The sequence below is a fragment of the Candidatus Thiodiazotropha endoloripes genome (assembly GCF_001708965.1).
Taxonomy (GTDB): Bacteria; Pseudomonadota; Gammaproteobacteria; order Chromatiales; family Chromatiaceae; genus Thiodiazotropha; species Thiodiazotropha endoloripes.
The window spans coordinates 144,103-163,977 of the sequence record NZ_LVJW01000006.1 but is presented as its reverse complement, the minus strand read 5'-3'; the positions used below and the strand labels follow the sequence as shown (position 1 = coordinate 163,977).

The following is a 19,875-nucleotide window of genomic DNA, read 5'->3' as shown; positions in this document are numbered from 1 at the left end:
GGTTTAATGGGCTCTCAACCGCCCCAGTATTGAAGCGGATAAAGTCACCGGCTATGGTATCGGTAGAGTTCGGGGGTGGGGTGTAGTGGCGAAAATCCAGCCGTACCCGTAGCGATCTACCAGGCGAACTGAGGCTTCTGAATATCAGGGTTGTGGAAAACCACAACCACCGGTCGCGTATCTTGGAATTTTAACAGCACTTAAAGGGCTGGATAATAGCGTCTCCCCATTTACGTCCGGAGCGAATCTCGGGGAGATCATCGCCAGTTGGATGGCTGGAAGGCAGGTATAGACAGGCGCCTTCCGGTGATTCAACTGGTTTTTTTAAATCCGGCAACCTAATCGATCCGATGCCACGACAGTAACGCGTCCGATCCATTAGCTTGCCGGACAAGCTGTAGAAAACTCAAAAAACAGGGTGAGTCAGCGTGTTTGCCGGGGAACCGGTGATGCCAGGTTTTTCAAACGCTGAACGGGTTGCACCCCAAAGCGGCAGATCAATGACCGCCGGGTAGACCATCCCTAGGGCCTGTAAACAGGCGTCAATAACCGGAGGATGATACAAGAATGAGTATTTCACGACGTGAATTCCTACGTATGATGGGTTTTGCCGGTGCTGCCGGTATGATGCCTTCGTCCGTGTTCGCCGCGGCCAAGCAGCCTGCGGATCTCTATGAGGTACCGAAGTTCGGTAACGTATCCCTGCTTCACATTACCGATACCCATGCACAACTCAATCCCATCTACTTTCGTGAGCCGAATGTCAATCTTGGTATAGGTTACGCCTTCAACAAGGCCCCGCATCTGGTGGGCGATAATCTGCTCAAACATTTTGGCGTCACTCCCGGGACGATTGAATCCCACGCCTTCAGTTATCTCGATTTCGATAGTGCTGCAGGCAAATTCGGTAAAGTCGGTGGTTTTGCCCACCTGAAAACCCTGGTGCAGCAAATTCGTGACGATCGTGGTCCGGGTAACAGCCTGTTGATGGATGGTGGGGATACCTGGCAGGGTTCAGGTACCGCCTACTGGACACGCGGACAGGATATGGTCGGCGCCTGTAACCGACTGGGGGTCGATGTGATGACAGGGCATTGGGAATTCACCTATCTCGATAAAGAGGTGATAGACAATGTCAATGCCTTCAAAGGTGACTTCGTTGCACAGAATGTACTGGTCAGAGACGAGGCCTTGTTCGACTACAATTTTGCCGACTTCGAAGGCTTTGACGAGGATTCCGGTAACGCCTTCAAGCCCTATGTGATGAAGCAGGTCGGTGGTGCCCGTGTGGCGGTCATCGGTCAGGCGTTTCCCTACACACCGATCGCCAATCCCCAGCGCTTTATCCCCGACTGGACATTCGGTATCCAGGATGACCTGATGCAGGGCGTGGTCGACATGGTGCGGGAGAATGAAAAACCGGATGTGGTGGTGGTGCTCTCCCACAATGGTATGGATGTGGATCTGAAGATGGCATCCCGGGTCTCCGGTATCGATGTGATCTTTGGTGGTCACACCCACGACGGTATGCCGGCACCCACGGTGGTGAAAAACTCCGGTGGAAAGACCCTGGTGACCAATGCGGGTTCCAACGGAAAATTCCTCGGTGTCATGGATCTGGATGTGAAAGGTGGCAAGGTACGCGACTTCCGCTATCGTCTGTTGCCGGTCTTCTCCAATATGCTGCCGGCAGACAAAGCGATGCAGGCCTACATCGATGAGGTGCGTGCACCCTATGCCAAACAGCTCAATGAGGAGCTGGCCGTGGCGGAAGAGACGCTCTACCGCCGGGGTAACTTCAACGGTACCTTCGATCAGGTCATCTGTGATGCCCTGACCACGGTGAATGATGCTCAGATATCCCTCTCCCCCGGTTTCCGTTGGGGTACCAGTGTTCTGCCTGGGCAGAAGATCACCATGGACAATGTGATGGATCAGACCTGTATCACCTATCCCGAAACCTATCGCAGAGAGATGAAGGGCTCAGAGATCAAGGCGATCCTGGAGGATGTCTGCGACAACCTGTTCAATAAGGACCCCTACTATCAGCAGGGTGGCGATATGGTGCGTGTGGGCGGTCTCGATTACGTTTGCGAACCGGGTGCCGGGTTTGGTAAGCGAATTACCGATATGGCGCTCAACGACGGCACCAAGGTCGAGGCCAATAAGAGCTATACCGTTTCCGGTTGGGCAACGGTTGGGTCGAAAGCCCCTGGGGAGCCAATCTGGGATGTGGTGGCCAAATATCTGCGTGATCAGAAGACCGTCAAGATCAACAAACTCAACACGCCGAAGCTGGTTGGTGTAAAGGATAATCCAGGGTTGGCCGACTATCCTTACTGATGGGTAGAGGGTGCGGCTTTGCCGCACTCTGTTTTGTTTTTTTGTCCGAAATGAACGCAAATAGTGCGGACGAGTGAATATTCAATCAGGCTCTACTGATTCATTGGCGAGTTTTGACATCTTGATCCGTTGAGCTCAACAAAACTCCACTTCTGAATAGGTGCCGAGATAACCCATTCGGTTGAACCTCAGGCAGCGCTGTCGACGCCAACTTGTGATGATGTGCTGTTCCGCCTTGCGGTGTGTGTCATCAAGCAGTATCAGGCAGTTGCTTGAGAGCTGCTTGCCCATGATCGGTAAGAGTCCATATCGTCCGCCGGGAATCGAGCCTGGTGGACCGTCACAGATAACCAGTTCGAAGGGGGGTTGGTGTTTCAGTGCTGGGGGGCTGTACCAGCGAAAATCACCATAGTCGATCAGTGGTGCATGGATCAGTTTTACCTGCTCAAATCCGAGTCGTTTGAGGATCATTTGCAGGTGCTTGTACCACTCAAGGTTGTGTTCGAAGATAACAAAATCCCGCTGCTCATTCTGGGTCAGCATGGCGATCAGCAGGGTGGTGGCGCCAGATCCGCACTCCAGGATGGGGCCTTTAGACTTGATCACCCTTTCGCCAACGTGACGTAGATAGGAGATACCGGCGGCATAGCCGATGTTGCCCCAGGCGATCGCCAGTAGAATGATATCGAAGCGACTGATTCTGCCCCGCTGTGACGCCGTTTTCAATCGTCCGCTGATCACGGAGAGTAGCCAGCCCTTGAAGGCTAAACGCTGTTGTTTAAATCTGATCATAACCACTATTGATCCAACACCTTTCAATAGTCAGCCTAACCGGTTTGCCGGGCATGCCCGCAATGACGATCGGTGTGCCTTTGGAGGTTGTGCGGATCTTCAGCTGAATCCTACTTCAATTTGTAAACAGATCTTAACCCAAGGCTGTTACATTAGTGTTAATCACCGAATCCAAACAGGTTAACAATGGTCGAGTGGGAATCCCTGGAGCGGGATCAACAGATTAAACTCAGAGAGGAGTTTGGTTACTATCTCGATAGTCTGCCGCCAACCTGCTCTCTGGATATGAAGATTGCCCGTTTCAAAGAGTGGCTGAGAGAGCGGGGCGTCACCATTGAATTGGAAGTGGATTAATCTTCACAACCTCTGTTTTACTTAGCCGCGTGATGATTGAGGGGCAGTTCCATGCTGAAGCTCACTCCATCCGGCAGATTTTCCGCCCATACCCTGCCTCGATGGAATTCCGCAATCAAACGAACCAGATAGAGTCCGAGACCAAGATGTGGTTGCTGATCGCTGGATGAAGCGCGACGGCTATAGATGGATTTGAACAGGTTTTGTTGTGTACTCTCATCCATCGGCGCTCCCCGGTTGATGACACTGATGCGGACACTCTCTTCCCCCTGGCGTTGCAGTTCGAGACGTATCGGGGTTTCCAACTGATGGAAATCCACCGCGTTACTGATCAGTTTGTCCAGTGCCTGACTGATCAGTTCTGCTGAGACCAGGCTGATGGTCGGTTGATCGGGCAGTTGGGTTTCGAATCTGATCGATTGATGGCTGTCTGCATATCCCTGTGAGAGTCCCTGCAGCAACATCGTCAGATCGGTCTCCACCACTTCGGTTTGCTGCAGGGAGTGCTCCAGGCGTGTGGCTTCCCGCAAACGGGTCAATATCTGGTTCAGTCTGTGGGTCCCCTCCTGGGCACGCTTTGCATAAACCAATGCGGCTTGTCCATCGCTTTGCGGATTCGACTCTACCTCTGCCTCCAGGTTTTCCAGAGAGGATCGAATCACACTCAGCGGGGTACGAAACTCGTGTGCCAATCGTGAGGCCATGGATTCAAGATAGTGGCTGTACTCCTTGGTGCGTTTCAATACTGCACTCAGGCTGGCATCAAGTTGACCCAACTCATCCTTCTGTCGAGAGGCGGTTATCGGTTTGAGCAGGCGGCCATCCGGACTGACAGCCTGCTGGTATTTACCACTGAGGCGGGTGATACGTCTGGTAATCGATGTGGCCAGCAGTAGCAGGCTGCCTCCGGTCACAATGAACAATCCCAGGCTGATCAGTAGCAGGTCCTCAATTGCGCTCTGCTGGAGTATCAATATCTCCTGGCTGCTCTGTTCGACCACCAAAGCACCCATGATTTCACCCTCCACTCGGATCGGATAGGCGCTGGATAGCATCGTCAGATTGGTACCCGCTGCCTGGTAGCGATAGACAGCACCTTCGCCAGAGAGAGCCTGTCGAATCTCCGGGCCATCCAGGCGGCCCAATCGCTCACGCTCGCTGAAGGGTTCAGCTTGCTCCTCGGAAAGGATCAGAGAGATCAGTCGCTGCGGCAGACTCTCCAGCTTGTGGCTGGCCGTATGGACTGCCCCATGACGTCCAATCACCTGGCGATGAGGGTTGAGCAGTGTATAGCGATGACTGTTGTCGGCCAGGCCGTGGAGCAATCTCTCCACCTCTGGTTTGGGCAGGGTGAGATAGGCTAGCCCCGTGTTGTACTGCAGGCCTGAGGTGGCAAGTTTTACCGCGGGCTTTTGCGCCGTCTGGTCATAATCGATCACCGCTACCGAGATTCTTCCTGCCGTCAGCTCGCGGGGCAGTTGCAGCTCGACTCGATAACCCGCGTCTGTCTCCTGCCACTCACCGGCCAATCCCGGAATTGGCCGGGCGTTGTCCTGCTCCTGGACATGCACCCAGCCTGGTGCAGGTGTGCCGAGCCGCAGTTGTCTGGTGTTACTCCCGTCACCGGGTAGTGCAACGATCAAATGATCGCCTGCGGCCAGGTTCTGCTCATTGGAAGGGTAGGTCAGTTGCTGATCCCTGACCTCGAGCAGCAGATAGAGGTTGTTGCCATGGAAACCGGCCAGCCAATCAAAGCCTAGCCTCCTGTTCAGGGCGCCAGCTGTGTTGAAACTTTCTGCCTGAGGCTTGAGGCTGAGCCACTCATCCGCATAGCCATCGATCACGGGAGGGTTGTTCAGCGGGAAGACGTAGAGTGAGGGGGTGATATCTGCATTGACCGGTTTCTGCGAAAGCCATTTCACCGATTGCACCGCCAGCAGATTGGCGATGATTTCGGCTCGGTTCATCAACAATCGTTGTTGCGCCTCTCTCAATGTCTGCTCCATCCCCTGCAGATATTGGTAACCGGCCCAGGGAATCAGCAACAGGGTGAGTGAGGCCAGTAGCAGTTTGAAGCGTAGGGAGCGAAGGAAGCCGGGAGCCGTCTGCACTGTTTAGGGTTTCCAGCGGTATCCCGCACCGTAGACCGTATCGATATGAGCAAACTCAGGATCGATTTCGAGGAATTTTCGTCGAATGCGTTTGATGTGGGTTGAGACACTGCTGCTGTCGACGTAGATATGAGCCTCCTCCATCAGCTTGTCCCGGCTGCGGACATGGCCCGGATGGCGAACCAGGGCATGCAGCATCCAGAATTCGGTAACCGTCAGCTGGAGAGAGGATCCCCGCCACTCAGCCATGAGTCGATCCACATCAATACGAAGATCATTGCGTTGCAGTGGTTGCTGCGGCTTCTGCGGCTCCTGCATCGCCTCGATACGGCGAAACAGGGCGGCTATGCGTGCCACCAGCTGGGGCAGGCTGGTCTCCTTACTGATGTAGTCATCAGCACCAAGGCGCAGCCCGGCGACGCTATCGAAATCGCTGTCCCTGGCGGTTAGAAAGATGATCGGCAGCGTGCTGGAGCGACTGCGCAGCTCCCGACAGAGCTCAAATCCCCCATCCACATCGTCCGCCAGGCCGATGTCCAGAATCACCAGGTCAGGCAGCTTGCCGACAAAGGCGGAAAGAGCCTCTGCACGGCTGGCAAAACCCTTTACGCTGTATCCCCGGCGGGTCAGAAAGTCGATCGTGTTGTCCCGGATCGCCTGCTCGTCCTCGATGATGGCAATTTCTCTTTTGGCCACAGTACAGTCTGGTTATCTGTTGGATTTGGGTGGATCTTTCGACCCTTGGTCGGGTTTGGATGTTTGATTATACCCGCAGAGCGGGTTTCTAACTATTGCTTAACCTGTTGCGACTGCTGGTATCCATTCGCAGTAAAAAACGGAGCAGCTTTAGCTTTGCAGGGTCTCCGCCTGCCGTTTCTGTATGGGCAGGTTCTTAATCGGAATTTCCGGTGAGGGTCTGCCGATATAGTATCCCTGTGCATAGATCACGCCGATCTCTTTCAGCAGTGTCAGAGTCGCTTCGTCTTCGACAAATTCGGCGACCGTATCCTTGCCCAGTGCGGTGGCCATTTCTGTCAGTGCCTTGACGAAAACCTGATCCATGGAGTTGGTGGGTAGCTGCCTGATGAAGGAGCCGTCGATCTTGACGATGTCCAACGGCAGTTCACGCAGATAGTAGAAGGATGAGAAACCGACGCCAAAATCATCCAGTGCAAAGCGGCAGCCAATCGCTTGCAGCTCTTTCATCAGCCGCTCGGCGGCATTCACATCGGCCAATGCGGCGGTCTCGGTCAACTCGAATACCAGTCTGGTCGGGTCGATGCCGCTACTGTTGACCAGGTGGGTCAGTTGGGGCAGCAGTTCCGGGTCATCGATCACCCGGCCCGAGAGGTTGATCGACAGGGTGATATCGATATCCTGTTGGTTCAGACTGGCCAGCTTGGCGACTGATGCCCGCAACACATAGCGATTGATCTGGTGGATCAGTCCTGTTCGCTCGGCAACCGGGATGAACTCGCCGGGCATCGCAATCGACCCATCCTTCTCCACCATTCTGATCAGCACTTCGTAGTGGGAGATGATGCCGCTGCTGATCTCCAGGATCGGTTGGAAGTAGAGTATGAAGCCATTCTCGGAGAGGGCCCGTTCGATCTTGTCTTTCCAGGTAGCCCGGGCACTCATCTGTTCACGAGCCTGTTCACTGCTGGAGAAGAGATGCCACTGGTCACGGCCAGACTCTTTGGCCTGATACATGGCGAGATCCGCATTCGAGAGCAGTTCGTTGGCATTGCTGCCATGGTTTGGGTAGGCAACGATACCGATGCTGGCAGAGACCCGATGGCTGTGCCCCTTCAGCGGAATGGTGATCTTCTTCAGCTCGCTGAGAATTTTGTCCGCATAGCGGGTGGCTGCAGGTATATCGGCTTCGGGTATGACAATCGCAAACTCATCTCCCCCAAGTCGTGCGATGAGGTCGGTTGAGCGGGTGATCTCACGCAGTTTACGGGCTACGATCTGCAACATGGCGTCACCGGTGTGGTGTCCGCTGGAATCGTTGATGTACTTGAACTGATCCAGGTCGAAAAACAGCAGTGCGCTGGAGTGGTTGTAGCGTTCAGCCAGCGTGATGATCTTTTCAAACTCTGTCTGGAAATAACGACGGTTATTGAGTTCGGTGAGTGGGTCGTGATTGGCCAGCCAGGCCAGCCGCTGTTCCGCCAGTTCCCGGTCGGTGATATCGAGCCCGATTGAGAGCACAGCCGGTATACCGGCTATCGGCTTTTCGACCAGGTTGGAGTGGACCCAGGATATGGTTTTATTCTGCCCATCCGATGAGAAGGCCGAAGCATCATGCTGGTAGACATGGATCATACCCTGCCTCAATCCATTCATCACCGGTAACATCTCATTGGCGACCTCGGCATTCATATAGAGATCGCTGAAGTAGCCGCTACCCCGGCGATAATCATTGATACCGATAAACTTACACCCCTCGGTATTCATGGTCAGAATGGCACCATCCATATCCTGAGTGAGAATGATCACCTGAGCGCTGTTCATGATGGTGCTGAGGAAATCTCGCTCCCGTGCCAGCTCTTCACTGCGTTTGATCAAGCTGTTGGTATTGTGGGCGATCTCTTCGTTGAGACTCTCCAGTGTGTAGGTCAATTCAATGGCGGAGTCACTGGCGACGTCTATCTCATCCTGATACCAGTCATGGTGTTTCAGACTGAGTTTTTGGCGGACCTGTTCGAAGGCGTTTTTTGCCAGCAGGGGCAGGCTGTCAGAGATCATCAGCAGACGTTTCATCGGATTCCAGAGCACGGCCGCCAACATCAGTTCTGAGAGGATGAAGCCGAGGATGCCGATCAATACCGACTGGGTGGTTGCCTGTCGGATCTGCTGTACCACCGGTGTGATATTACTTACCAGAATGAAATCCGCAGAAATCACTGAGGCATCACTGCTGGCCGGAACCAGATTGAAGGTGTACTCCTTGCCGTTGAAACTGGCTGTGTGTCCCTCATTGATCAGGGTGTTCAAATCAACTTGTTCAGCCGTATCCTGGAACAGAGGCAACAGCCTTTTCAGGTTGCTTGAGGCGCTGATGTAGCGCTGCCAATTGCCTAAAAAACGGGAGTGGTGGTCAAATCGGGAGGCCTGATCGATATGGCTGATGACCGCAATATCGGTCTTTGCCAGTTCATTGAATTCGATTATCACGTCGGCGATGGATCGTCCCACCAGGATGACACCGGCATGCTTACCCTTATACAGCAGAGGCGTGGCCACATACTGGCTGCAGCGGATATTACATTGCAGCATGGTCAGAGGCGTCTCCAGCCTGTTGACCGAGTTGACCAGCTCTATGAAGGGGGCGTCGAGACTACCGGTCTGCCAATTAAACTCTAATATGTTTTCATTACTGTAGTAGGCCGCCTCTTCAAGCCCCCACTCCATCTCCAGGGTGACGGCGCTGTGCAGGAAGAAGGTCTGCAGTTTTTTGCTCAACGGAATGGAGCTGTCCTGGCTGGCCGCTTCTGCCAGGGAGGGAATCATCAGTGCAATCTGTTCCAGACGGTAGAAGCTGGTATCCAGTAACGACTTGACCTGCCTGTTCTGCTGTTGATGGATCTGTTGTTGATAGGTATCGAACAACTTCAGCTGCTGGAGATAACCCATGCCTGCCAGGCCGGCATTCATGATCAGCACCACCAGACTGAACAGCAGCATGACCTTCCACTTCAGACTGAGGAAGTAGGGCTGTTTCTCTGCCTGGTGTTCTTCAATTATGCCATTCAGATTCTGTTGCGGCATCGATCTGCTCAAAAACTGTAGGAGACGAGCAATGAGAAGAGGTTCCAGTTACGTGACCGTTCATCAGGCGGTGGATTTTCCAGGTTGGAGAGAAAAATCGTACCATCCACCTGACTGAATTCACTCCGAACGATCAAGCCTTCCGTTACCTCCCAGAGTAGACCCAGAGTGGAGACCCGGCTATAGAAATTGTGCGCTTCAAAGCCCAGACGCTGAGCTGTCTTTTCACCTCGTTTATCCTCCTTGTCGTAGTGGCTCTCCTCATATCGGGCAAACAGTTCCAGATCATCCCGTAAACGATAGGTGCCTTGCAGGTAGTAGCCATCCAGGGTGGTGTCGCCGGCATCCATCAATCCGCCAAAACCGGAGTAGTTCAATGGCTCCTGCATATACTCTAGGGTCAGACTCCAGCTGCCGCTGTTGTATTGCGCTGATAGGACCTGGTAATCGATCTCTACCTCACCATCCGGCAACAGGCTGGTCTCGGCATCGAGGGTTAAATGGGCGCTGCTGTAGGCAAGATTGAAGCGCCCTCCATCCCACTCGTAGAGCAGACGGCCACCCAGGGTCAGCCCATCCTGTTCCATTTCAGGGTCGAGCAGGGGATTGAGATAGGACTTTTCAACATTTTCGTCGATCGGGGTTTTTCCTCCAATCAAACGGATGGAAATACGGTGCTCATCAACCTGCATGTCACCAAACAGCTGAGCGCCGTCATTCGAAAGTACCATGTTTCTCACCCGGTCCCAGTAGATCGCTTGGGGCATGAATATGCCAGGGCGGGTTGCTGCCACATCCCGGGTGTCGTTATAGAGACCGAAAGGGTTCTTGTAACGACCTAGGATGATGCCGACGCGATTGGCATCCGCTATATAGAGGGTGGAGTCGAACTGCGCATAATCGAGGTCCAGGGAGCCGTCGTACATCTCTCCTGCGCGGCGGGAGAGGAGTTGGACTGATGCCATGGTGCTCGGTGTGAACCGATAGGAGCTGTTGATCCCCAGCTCCCGAAAATCCCAACTGCCATCCTGGCTGTCACCGAAAAAGCTGTTCTCTGTTGTCTTCACGTAGGCCTGGGTCAGGAAACCATGTACCTGTAGTGCCCCATCCAACGGGTCGATTTCAGACGCTGATAATCCATTTGCAGATAACAGCAGTAGTGCCAGCAGCCTCATGGCCCAGCACTTATTCAACGGAGAGCTTCCGTACACGCTCATTGATATAGTCCTCGGTAAGATAGCCGATAGCGCCAGGTGTATTTTCAATCTGTTCCAGCATCTCTGCTTCAGTATTGACCTTCATGGGGGCCTGTCCCATTCCGGAGTAGATCTGCCGATTCCAGGCTCGCCGCAGCTGGTGGGGAAAAACCCCAAGTACATGTTTACTGAAGTCGGCGTGTTGTGAAGTTTTATCCCCCATAACGAAGACACGTATCGGCTTGCCATTCGGCCACTGGGTCATACGCATACTAAAAATGGAACGCAGGGTATTGCGGGAAAGACTCTCGTAATCGATGTCCCGATTGATCACCAGGTCGACGGAATTTGCTGAGCTCGATAGGCAGAGCAGCAAACCGACTGCAAATGCGCGATAGTTGGTTGTCATTTTTTAAGGGCAGTTCCTTGCAGATGCTATTCCGTGTCGGCATTCTCCATCAGTAACTTTAGTCCATAATTAGATTATGGTTTTTTAAACAGCTAATGGAACTGCCACTCCGTCACAGCTTTCAGGAAGCGCAGTTCCATGCCATCTCCTCAGACGTCCTAGGTGCGCGTCGACCTCCCCGTATTCCCTTGAATCGACTCACAGCTCCGCTGTCTATTGTAGGCAAGGTTTTGACTGCTGCCATATTTCTGCCACATTTCGCCACTCATTCGCCACCATTTTGCTCCATGCAGGCCATTTCTCTGGCGTGTAATTACTCCCGCAAAGCAAAGAATTCCGGCGCCGGCACGGAGTGCCTATAAACACCATGGATGGTGCGCTGGTTCAACATCCAGGAGTAATCAAAATGAAAAAACATCTTATCATCGTATCCCTTGCCGGTCTGCTGCTGCAGACGCCTGCGTTTGCCCAGGAGCAAGTTGAAACAGCACCAAAAGAGGGCTTCTACGGTTCGCTGCTCGGTATGCTGGCCGGTGGCCTGCTGGGTGGACCGCCGGGAGCGGTACTCGGTTTTACCAGCGGAGCGGTAATCGGCGATCTTCATGCCGAGAATGAGAAGTTGGAGTTGGCCGCGAAAGCCCCGCCAAAATCCCAGTCTGAGTCGGATTTCCTTCTCACTCAGGCCCATGCCCATCAGCAGCAGTTCGAGCAACAGCAGCAGGATGGCTCGCTGCTGGCACTGCAGGAGGGATTCAGTTTCTGTCTGGGGTTTCGTACCGGCAGCAGTCAAATTGAACCGAAGATGGTTGAGCAGCTGAACTCCCTGGCGGAGATGCTCAAAGCCTTTCCCCAGTTTCAGCTGCTGGTCGAAGCCGGAGCCGACCAGCGTGGTACAGAGGCGTTCAATCATCACTTGAGTCGTAAGCGCGCTGAGGCAGTGGCAACCATGCTGATCGATGCAGGTCTCTCATCAGAACGCATCAAGCTGCGTTATCAGGGAGAGTCGGCCGCTATCTACCCGTTGACCGATGTGGAAGGACTCGCTTTTGACCGTATGGTGCAACTCACCCTGTTGCATGGAGATGCTTCATGAAAGGGAGGCTTCAGCCGATCAGCGAAGCCTTTGTCTACGGCTCGCCGGAACAGATCCTCAGCTTCAGCTATCGCCGGGTTGCAACTGCCCCCCGGCGGGCCGTGAAGGGGAAAAAAGTGCAACTGGGAGGTCGCAATGGGTGTAAGCACAGAAACTGATCTTAAAACACCACTCAAGGTTCAATTCAGCAGGGCCTTTATCGTCGATATGCTGTTTACCCTGCTGGCAGCGGTAATGACCGGGCTGTCCGCTGGCGTGTTGCTGATCCTGCTGGTTTTCGGCTGGAGTAGTGCACAGGCGGATCCAGCCGGTGAAACCGCGGCGGGGCTGCAGCTGATAAGCCTGGATGGTCGTCAGATCGAGATGGCACCACTGCTCAACACCCGAGTCGAGATCGATGTGGCCGGTATGCTGGCCTGGGTGAAAGTGGAGCAGGTATTTACCAATCCCAGCCAGCTCTGGATGGAGGGTAACTACCAGTTTCCACTGGCCGAAGGGAGTGCAGTGGAACGGATGAGGATGCAGATCGGCAAGCGGCGTATTGAAGGGGTGATCGAGGAGAAGGCGGCCGCCAAACGGATCTTCAGGCAGGCCAGAGAGGCGGGCAAAAAGGCCAGTCTGCTGTCTCAGCAGAGGCCGAATATTTTTACCCTTTCGGCAACCAATATTGCACCGGGTGAGCAGGTGCGGGTAACGATCGAATTTCAGCAGACCGTAGACTACTCCGGAGAGGAGTTTGAACTGCGCTTCCCTATGGTGGTTGCACCCCGCTATATCCCGAAACAGTTGTCGCTGGATGAGGCCGCTTCCATATCACCACCGGTGATTGCTGAAGGCGCCGGCCTGATCAATCCCCTGGCGATGGAGGTTCGGATCGATGCCGGTATGCCACTGTCACAGGTGGTCAGCCGTTATCACCGGATGGTGGAAGAGCGGAAAGAGCCGGGTGTGGTCCATCTTCGATTGGCGGATGGTGAGGTGCAGGCAGATCGGGATATTGTCATCAACTGGCGACCTGAGATCGGTGCAGAGCCGCAACTGGCCCTGTTTCGTGAACAGTGGCAGGGTCAGGACTACGCCCTGCTGATGCTGATGCCACCGGCGTCAGCAACAGCAGCGGAGGTGCTCTCCAGGGAGCTGGTGTTCATTATCGATCGTTCCGGTTCGATGAGCGGTCCTTCCATGGCGCAGGCCAAAGCCGCCCTGAGACTGGCGGTCAGCCGTCTGCAGCCGGATGACCGTTTCAATCTGATCGCCTTCAACAACCGCAGTCAATCCCTGTTCTCCAATCCCCAGTCCGCAACCGCCACCAATCAGCAGCGGGCATTGGGTTTTATCGATCGGCTGCGTGCCGATGGTGGAACCGAGATGAGGCCGGCCCTCGAGCTGGCACTGAACCAGCAGGCCCAGGTGGAGCGCCTACGCCAGATCGTCTTTCTCACTGATGGCAGTGTGGGCAATGAGCAGCAACTGTTCACTCTGATCCAGGATAAGCTGGGCGACAGCCGGCTCTTTACGGTCGGTATCGGATCAGCGCCGAACAGCCACTTCATGCAACGCGCCGCCGACTTTGGCCGTGGTTCGTTCAGCTACATTGGGGACTTATCCGAGGTCTCTAGTGCCATGCAGGTACTGTTTACTAAGCTTGAGCACCCCAGCATGAGAGATATTCGGCTCGACTGGCAGGGTCGGGGAGAGTTGGATGTGGAGCCGGGACGTCTACCCGATCTCTATCTTGGCGAACCGCTGCTCTTGGCCCTTAAAGGGAGTGACCTCGATGGTGAACTGCAGGTCGTGGGTGAGCGGGATGGTGCGGCCTGGAGTCGGCTGGTCGACCTCGGCCGGGGAGAGACTCAGCGTGCGGGAGTTCATGCTCTCTGGGCCAGGGAGCGAATCAGATCGATCATGGCCTCGACCGGTACGACCACGCCTCAACAGCGGCGCCAAGCTGTCCTGAAAATCGCCTTGGAGCATCAACTGATCTCACCCTTTACCAGTCTGGTGGCAGTTGAGAAGACCCCGGTGCGTCCTCAGAATGAGTCGCTTCACGGTGGCGATCTGCCGGTCAGTCTGCCGGCCGGCTGGTCTGTACAGGCGGTATTTGGACAGCTCCCCGGAACGGCTACCTGGGCGCCGCTCAATCTGTTACTCGGTATCGGTCTGTTGGGCCTGGCCTGGATAACCCTGCGATTCGCTCCGAGGGTCACTGGCCGATGGGTTTGAGATTGGCTCAGACAATGGTCTTGCTGATGGCGTTGTTCGGCAGCGGCATGGTGGTAAACGGGCTATGGATCGAAGCCAAGGCCTGGCTCGCCGAGGGGTTGATCAATCTTGCCTGGCAGCGGACGCTGAACGGCCAGCGGCAGGTCACACCCTGGCCCTGGGCCGACACCTGGCCGGTAGCCCGGATCGAATCACCCCGGCTTGGGGTGAGTCGTCTGGTACTGAGTGGCGACAGTGGCTCAACGCTGGCCTTTGCGCCGGGCTGGGCGGAACAGAGCACCCCACCCGGCGGGGTGGGTCGCAGTTTCATCTCCGGTCATCGGGATACCCATTTTCGCTTTCTCAAAGATCTGCAGATCGGTGATACTCTCAAGCTTCAGGAAGGTGATGGCAGAGAGCTGGACTATCGAGTGGTCGAGCATCTGGTGGTGGATCATCGGGCCGGTTGGCAGATTCCCCTGACAGGCCCTCAGGAGCTGGTACTGATCACCTGCTTCCCTTTTGATGCCCTGATGCCTGGGGGACCTCTTCGATACATCGTGCGGGCTGAAATAACCGGTTGAATCCACATTTGTGACAGTTTCAGGTTAGAATCAATTACCCGTCACCATCAGGGCAGTCATACGCCCCGATGGCGTCGCACTGGAATCGTCAAATATTTAAAAAAACCGTAGATGAAGCCGATCCGAATCTTCCGTCATATGGTCTGCAAACCTCCGGGATATCTGGGAGACTATCTGCAGAAACGATCCATACCCTGGGAAATGGTCTGTGTGGACGAGGCCAATCCGGTTCCACAGAGAACCGATGATGTCTCCGCACTGGTGTTTATGGGGGCTGGTGTGAGTGTCAATGATCAACTCTCCTGGATGGAGGGTGAACTGGCACTGATACGCAAGGCGATCGATGAGGATCTGCCGATCCTGGGTATCTGTTTCGGCGCCCAGATGATGAGTCGGGCCCTTGGCGGAGAGGTCACCCGGGGGGATGACATGGAGATCGGCTGGCATCCGGTGCGGGGGATTCAGCAGCATGACCAGGGGGGATGGCTGCAGGGCTTGCCGGAGCAGTTCATGGCGTTTCACTGGCATGCGGACACCTTCACTTTACCTGCTGGCAGCCGATGGATAATGGAGAGTGACTGTTACCCCCACCAGGGATTTGCGCTGGGGGATCATCTGGGTCTGCAGTTTCACCTGGAGATGACACAGTCGATGATCAGGAACTGGATCGAACGGTATGGCAGCGATCTGCAGACACACACATCCTGTCGCCAATCTGTCGAGACCATCTTGCAGAATCTGGATCTGCAGATTGCCCGGCTGCATGAGATCTCCGCTATTATCTACGGTAACTGGTTGAACAGAGTGCTATGCAGGGTATGAGGTTTTTGATTTTACTACTGGTTTCTGGCTGGGCGCTGGCTGCTCAGGCCTCGCCCAATGGGTCGCTTGAGGCTGTCATGGAGCGGTTGGATGAGGATGCCGGAGAGCGTATCGCCGCTCGTTTCGAACAGGCCGGCGTCGATTATCCACCCCAGCGGGTGCAGCTGATTGCACTGAAAGAGAGCCGTCGTTTGGAGCTGTGGGCCTATTCACGACAACGATGGTGGTTCATCCACGACTACGCGATCTTTGCCGCCAGTGGCGAGGCTGGACCCAAGCTGCGGGAGGGTGACAAACAGGTGCCGGAAGGTTTCTACCGCATCGTCGGCCTCAATCCCAACAGCCATTTTCATCTGTCGATGAGGCTCAACTACCCCAACGCTTTCGATTGGGTTCAGGCCGGTCGTGAGGATCGCCATTCACCCGGATCCAACATCTACATCCACGGCAGTGCCTGGTCAGCCGGTTGCCTGGCCATCGGCAATCACTATATCGAGGAACTTTTCTACCTGGTGGCCAGGCTGGGTGTGGAGAAGGCTGCTGTGCTGATCGTCCCCTACGATTTCCGCAGCCGGGCAGTCACCACTGCAGAAGAGCCTGTCTGGCTGGATGAACTCTACCGCTATCTGAAACTGCGCCTGGCGAAGTTTCCGTTGTCAGAGAAGCGGTTAGGCTGTGGTCTGGGTTGCGCCAGGGTCGGTTATGGGGCGCAATTGGCACCAAATTGAGCCTCCCCGGCGATTGTTGTAAAAACTCATTGCAGACGACTTTAAGCTGGCTGAATGGCAGGGCTGCAGATTACTTCAAATTGGCCAGATAGGTCGCCACAGCCTCCATCTCCTGGTCATTCAGGCGGATGGCAACGCCAGTCATCCAGACATTGGTCCGTTTGCCGGTACGATCCCTGAACTCTTTCAGCATCTTCACCACGTAGTCGTAGCGTTGACCGGCCAATCGTGCATAGCCCTCCTGACCCCGGCCATTCTCTCCATGACACTCCACACAGACCTCTTTGTAGATCTGCTGGCCTTCCTGCATCAGCTCCGGTTTACCACCGCCAGAGAGCTTCATATCCATCTCTGCGTAGTAGATGGCAATCTTGATTTTATCCTCAAGGGTGAAGGTTTTGGCCAGATTGCTCATCAGATAGTCGTTGCGACGACCATCACCGAAACGTTGGAACTGATCGACGAGATAGACTGGATTCTGGCCTGCCAGATTGGGCGTCAAAGGCTGTGTGGCCATACCGTCCGCGCCATGGCAGGTATTGCACAGTACCGTCCTGTTGCGACCCTCTTTGGCCATACTCTTCTTCAGTTTTTCATTGCCGGCGATCTCCGCAATGCGCTTTTCGAGCATGTTTCTCAGCTGCATCGCCTGATCGGCATCCACCTCTGCGGTCACCGCCGGTTGCGCCGACAACAGCAGCAACAGAAGGGGTATAGATAGTAACGGCTTAAAATAGCTAGACATCGCTTGCATACTTTTTCCTAACGCTGTTCAGTGTCCATGCCTGTATTTAGCGACCGTCGTTTTTGAGACTTGATTCACGAATTTGAATTTTAGGCATTAATTGCCTGAAATCATCGATTTAATCCATTTTTGCATACTCATATATGGGAACTGCCGGGCTCTTTTGCCTTTCGGCTGGGGTATCATGCCGCCTGGAAAGCGTGCAGAGTGGAAAACCTTCCAGCAGCGACAGATAGACTGAGTATTTACGGAATCCTGATTAACCATGGCGAAGCCCCGAAAAAAAACCGTTCGTAAACAGCGCAAGCCGAAACGGGGTGTGTCATGGCGCCGTTGGCTGTGGCTGATGGTGATCACCCTGATGCTGGCCATGTTGTTGTACACCCTCTACCTGGACCGGGTGGTTCAGGCCCGCTTTGAGGGACAGCGCTGGTCTCTACCTGCCAAGGTCTATGGTCGCTCACTCGCGCTCTACCCTGGTGCGCCGGTGACTCTGGAGCACTTGGAACAGACCCTGTTGGGACTGGGGTATCGTCAGGTCAAACACCCGGATCGGCCCGGTGAATACTCCAGCTTCCGGAGTCGGGTCCTGCTGCGCACCCGGGCATTCCGCTTTCCCGATATCGATCGTCCCAGCGACTATATGGAAGTCACTTTGGACAGCCAGGGGGTTGAGTCCCTGAAACGGGCATCGAGTGGTGATCCGGTTGGCCACTATCGCATAGAGCCCAGGCTGATCGGCAGTCTCAGGTCCGCCCATGGCGAGGATCGTATCCTGACCAGCCGGGAAGAGCTGCCTGAACTGTTGGTTAATGCCCTGATCGCAGTGGAGGATCGGAATTTCTATCACCACTTCGGTGTCGATCCCATCGCCATCGCCAGAGCCCTGTGGGCCAACCTGAGAGCCAAACGGGTGGTGCAGGGGGGAAGTACCCTGACCCAGCAACTGGTGAAGAACTTTTTTCTCAATCCGGAGCGCAGTCTGTGGCGTAAATTCAATGAGGCGTTGATGGCGGTGATTCTCGATTGGCGCTACAGCAAGGATGAGATTCTGCAGGCCTACGCCAATGAGATCTATCTGGGGCAGCAGGGTGGTCGTGCGATCCACGGTTTTGCCCTGGCCAGCCGTTTCTACTTCAATCGGCCGCTCGAAGAGCTCGATCTGCCCCGTTTGGCGATGCTGGTGACGCTGGTGCGTGGACCCTCGGCCTACGACCCCAGACGCCACCCCAAACAGGCCAAACAGCGACGCCATCTGGTGTTGCAGCTGATGCGCGATCAGGGCGTGATCGATGCCCAGCAGGCCGCCAAGGCTCAACAGGCACCATTGGGTGTTGAGCAGGGTAACCTGCACAGCTCCGGCAGCCCGGCATTCATGGATCTGGTCAAGCGCCAGTTACGTCGGGACTACAAGGAGGCGGATCTGAATGCGGGTGGCTTAAGGGTCTTTTCAACCCTCGATCCCTGGCTTCAGGAGCGTGCGGAACTGGCGATGTCAAAGCAGCTCAAGGCGCTGGAAAAGGCTCGGGGGCTGGCCATAGGCACTCTGCAGGGGGCAGTCACCCTGGCCGATGTGGAGACAGGGGAAGTGACAGCTCTGGTCGGCGATCGAAATCCCCGCTATGCAGGATTCAACCGGGCACTCGACGCGGTACGGCCGGTTGGTTCGCTGATCAAGCCGGCAGTCTATCTCAGTGCCCTGGATCAGCCCGGACGCTATCAGTTGTTTACACCCTTGGTAGACAAACCGATCCGCATCAAGGGGGCCAATGGAGAGATCTGGGCACCGGATAATTACGACAATCTGATCCATGAGGATGTCAATCTGCAGCAGGCTCTGGTGGAGTCGCTGAATCTGGCGACAGTGCATCTGGGACTCTCGGTCGGCTTGAAATCGGTGCTCGACAGCCTCTACCAGTTGGGAATCAGACGGCCGATCTCCGCCTATCCATCACTGCTGCTGGGTGCGGTGTCACTGTCACCTCTGGAGATGACCCAGATGTACCAGACGCTGGCAAACGGGGGCTTCTCAGCAACACTGAAGTCGATTCGAGAGGTTACCGACAGCCAGGGGGAGCCGCTCTCCCGCTACCCTTTGGAGATCGAGTCCAGAGCCGATAGCAAAGCGGTCTATCTGTTGCGACAGGCGCTCCAGGAGGTAACCCGCAGCGGTACCGGTAAGGCGTTACAGTGGTTGTTGCCGGATCGTACCGCCGTCGCCGGGAAGACCGGTACCACCGATAAGTTACGCGACAGCTGGTTTGCCGGCTTTGACCGCCGGCGGGTCTCGGTGGCCTGGATCGGTCGTGATGACAATACGCCAACCGGACTGACTGGCTCATCCGGTGCGATGCGGGTCTGGGCTGAATTGATGAACAGCATCGGCATCCAATCACTGGTGGAGGATCTGCCAAGGGGCGTTGAGATGGTGACCATAGATCCGGTTTCCGGGCTGCGCGGTGAAGGGTGTCGGGATGCGGTAGACTATCCTGTAATCAGTGGGTCGATAACACTGGATAGCGCCCCCTGTGCCAATAGCCATTCACTCATGGATGATGGGGTGAAGTGGTTGCAGGGTCTGTTCAGATAGTCAAGCCTGTGGGTTGTCCGGCAGTCAATTGTAGTGGGTTAATCATACAATCTGTCACCCATAGGTTTTATTCTATTGGCGGATATAACGATGCGAAAGCAGTGGAAGATAGGCTACAATCCCGCCTGG

The 19,875-nt window shown here is 55.1% G+C and carries 16 protein-coding genes; 9 read left to right on the top strand and 7 right to left on the bottom strand.

What is annotated here, in order from left to right:
* Positions 1-567 precede the first annotated feature (567 nt).
* A complete protein-coding gene (gene soxB, locus A3193_RS11335; protein ID WP_069014875.1) occupies positions 568-2,343 on the top strand; it encodes a thiosulfohydrolase SoxB in 1,776 nt (591 codons plus the stop codon).
* 135 nt (positions 2,344-2,478) lie between these two features.
* Here the strand turns inward: soxB and A3193_RS11330 are convergent, their stop codons facing one another.
* Positions 2,479-3,135, bottom strand: a complete 657-nt coding sequence (locus tag A3193_RS11330) for a class I SAM-dependent methyltransferase (RefSeq protein ID WP_069006215.1) — start codon at positions 3,133-3,135, stop codon at positions 2,479-2,481.
* 186 nt (positions 3,136-3,321) lie between these two features.
* Here A3193_RS11330 and A3193_RS20570 point away from each other — a divergent pair, with 186 nt between their 5' ends.
* Positions 3,322-3,489 carry a hypothetical protein gene (locus tag A3193_RS20570; protein ID WP_155523024.1) on the top strand — a complete coding sequence of 56 codons (168 nt, stop codon included), beginning with the start codon at positions 3,322-3,324 and terminating at the stop codon, positions 3,487-3,489.
* A 17-nt stretch (positions 3,490-3,506) separates the two neighbouring features.
* Here the strand turns inward: A3193_RS20570 and A3193_RS11325 are convergent, their stop codons facing one another.
* The 5 genes from A3193_RS11325 to A3193_RS11305 all read right to left on the bottom strand — a co-directional run bounded on the left by A3193_RS11325 (position 3,507) and on the right by A3193_RS11305 (position 10,982).
* A complete protein-coding gene (locus A3193_RS11325; RefSeq protein WP_069014873.1) occupies positions 3,507-5,600 on the bottom strand; it encodes an ATP-binding protein in 2,094 nt (697 codons plus the stop codon).
* Between the two features lie 3 nt (positions 5,601-5,603).
* The gene (gene pdsR / locus A3193_RS11320; RefSeq protein ID WP_069014871.1) at positions 5,604-6,296 is read right to left on the bottom strand and encodes a proteobacterial dedicated sortase system response regulator; all 693 of its coding nucleotides are present in this window, start codon (positions 6,294-6,296) and stop codon (positions 5,604-5,606) included.
* Between the two features lie 150 nt (positions 6,297-6,446).
* On the bottom strand, positions 6,447-9,377 hold the full coding sequence (locus A3193_RS11315; protein WP_083218445.1) for a bifunctional diguanylate cyclase/phosphodiesterase: 2,931 nt from the start codon (positions 9,375-9,377) through the stop codon (positions 6,447-6,449).
* Positions 9,378-9,385: 8 nt separating this feature from the next.
* Positions 9,386-10,594 carry a porin family protein gene (locus A3193_RS11310; RefSeq protein WP_235614981.1) on the bottom strand — a complete coding sequence of 403 codons (1,209 nt, stop codon included), beginning with the start codon at positions 10,592-10,594 and terminating at the stop codon, positions 9,386-9,388.
* On the bottom strand, positions 10,563-10,982 hold the full coding sequence (locus A3193_RS11305; RefSeq protein WP_083218739.1) for a substrate-binding domain-containing protein: 420 nt from the start codon (positions 10,980-10,982) through the stop codon (positions 10,563-10,565). Before A3193_RS11305 ends, A3193_RS11310 begins: the two co-directional genes overlap by 32 nt.
* A gap of 406 nt (positions 10,983-11,388) precedes the next feature.
* On the opposite strand from A3193_RS11305, the gene A3193_RS11300 reads away from it, so the two are divergent.
* From A3193_RS11300 to A3193_RS11280, 6 genes are all read left to right on the top strand, one after another.
* Positions 11,389-12,075, top strand: a complete 687-nt coding sequence (locus tag A3193_RS11300; protein WP_069014867.1) for an OmpA family protein — start codon at positions 11,389-11,391, stop codon at positions 12,073-12,075.
* Positions 12,072-12,233 (top strand): hypothetical protein, encoded by a 162-nt coding sequence (locus A3193_RS20565; RefSeq protein WP_155523025.1) that lies wholly within the window; start codon positions 12,072-12,074, stop codon positions 12,231-12,233. Before A3193_RS11300 ends, A3193_RS20565 begins: the two co-directional genes overlap by 4 nt.
* Positions 12,211-14,298: a marine proteobacterial sortase target protein gene (locus A3193_RS11295; protein ID WP_069014866.1), complete on the top strand. Its 2,088-nt coding sequence runs from the start codon at positions 12,211-12,213 to the stop codon at positions 14,296-14,298. Before A3193_RS20565 ends, A3193_RS11295 begins: the two co-directional genes overlap by 23 nt.
* Positions 14,289-14,861: a class GN sortase gene (locus tag A3193_RS11290; protein WP_069014864.1), complete on the top strand. Its 573-nt coding sequence runs from the start codon at positions 14,289-14,291 to the stop codon at positions 14,859-14,861. The genes A3193_RS11295 and A3193_RS11290 overlap by 10 nt, the downstream gene beginning before the upstream one ends.
* Positions 14,862-14,972: 111 nt before the next feature.
* Positions 14,973-15,683, top strand: coding sequence for a type 1 glutamine amidotransferase (locus A3193_RS11285; protein ID WP_069006207.1), 711 nt, complete (start codon positions 14,973-14,975; stop codon positions 15,681-15,683).
* Entirely contained in the window at positions 15,680-16,411 is a 732-nt protein-coding gene (locus A3193_RS11280; protein WP_069006330.1) for a L,D-transpeptidase family protein, read from the top strand. Before A3193_RS11285 ends, A3193_RS11280 begins: the two co-directional genes overlap by 4 nt.
* Before the next feature lie 70 nt (positions 16,412-16,481).
* Here A3193_RS11280 and A3193_RS11275 read toward each other — a convergent pair whose 3' ends face one another.
* Entirely contained in the window at positions 16,482-17,156 is a 675-nt protein-coding gene (locus A3193_RS11275; protein WP_162272444.1) for a c-type cytochrome, read from the bottom strand.
* Between the two features lie 265 nt (positions 17,157-17,421).
* On the opposite strand from A3193_RS11275, the gene mrcB reads away from it, so the two are divergent.
* The gene (gene mrcB / locus A3193_RS11270) at positions 17,422-19,746 is read left to right on the top strand and encodes a penicillin-binding protein 1B (RefSeq protein ID WP_069006205.1); all 2,325 of its coding nucleotides are present in this window, start codon (positions 17,422-17,424) and stop codon (positions 19,744-19,746) included.
* Positions 19,747-19,875: the final 129 nt, after the last annotated feature.

Coding starts and splice junctions, on each gene's coding strand:
- A3193_RS11305 (WP_083218739.1), bottom strand. CDS start 10,982: ATGACAACCAACTATCGCGCATTTGCAGTCGGTTTGCTGCTCTGCCTA.
- A3193_RS20570 (WP_155523024.1), top strand. CDS start 3,322: ATGGTCGAGTGGGAATCCCTGGAGCGGGATCAACAGATTAAACTCAGA.
- A3193_RS11275 (WP_162272444.1), bottom strand. CDS start 17,156: ATGTCTAGCTATTTTAAGCCGTTACTATCTATACCCCTTCTGTTGCTG.
- A3193_RS11280 (WP_069006330.1), top strand. CDS start 15,680: ATGAGGTTTTTGATTTTACTACTGGTTTCTGGCTGGGCGCTGGCTGCT.
- soxB (WP_069014875.1), top strand. CDS start 568: ATGAGTATTTCACGACGTGAATTCCTACGTATGATGGGTTTTGCCGGT.
- mrcB (WP_069006205.1), top strand. CDS start 17,422: ATGGCGAAGCCCCGAAAAAAAACCGTTCGTAAACAGCGCAAGCCGAAA.
- A3193_RS11310 (WP_235614981.1), bottom strand. CDS start 10,594: ATGAGCGTGTACGGAAGCTCTCCGTTGAATAAGTGCTGGGCCATGAGG.
- A3193_RS11315 (WP_083218445.1), bottom strand. CDS start 9,377: ATGCCGCAACAGAATCTGAATGGCATAATTGAAGAACACCAGGCAGAG.
- A3193_RS11285 (WP_069006207.1), top strand. CDS start 14,973: ATGAAGCCGATCCGAATCTTCCGTCATATGGTCTGCAAACCTCCGGGA.
- A3193_RS11300 (WP_069014867.1), top strand. CDS start 11,389: ATGAAAAAACATCTTATCATCGTATCCCTTGCCGGTCTGCTGCTGCAG.
- A3193_RS20565 (WP_155523025.1), top strand. CDS start 12,072: ATGAAAGGGAGGCTTCAGCCGATCAGCGAAGCCTTTGTCTACGGCTCG.
- A3193_RS11295 (WP_069014866.1), top strand. CDS start 12,211: ATGGGTGTAAGCACAGAAACTGATCTTAAAACACCACTCAAGGTTCAA.
- A3193_RS11330 (WP_069006215.1), bottom strand. CDS start 3,135: ATGATCAGATTTAAACAACAGCGTTTAGCCTTCAAGGGCTGGCTACTC.
- A3193_RS11290 (WP_069014864.1), top strand. CDS start 14,289: ATGGGTTTGAGATTGGCTCAGACAATGGTCTTGCTGATGGCGTTGTTC.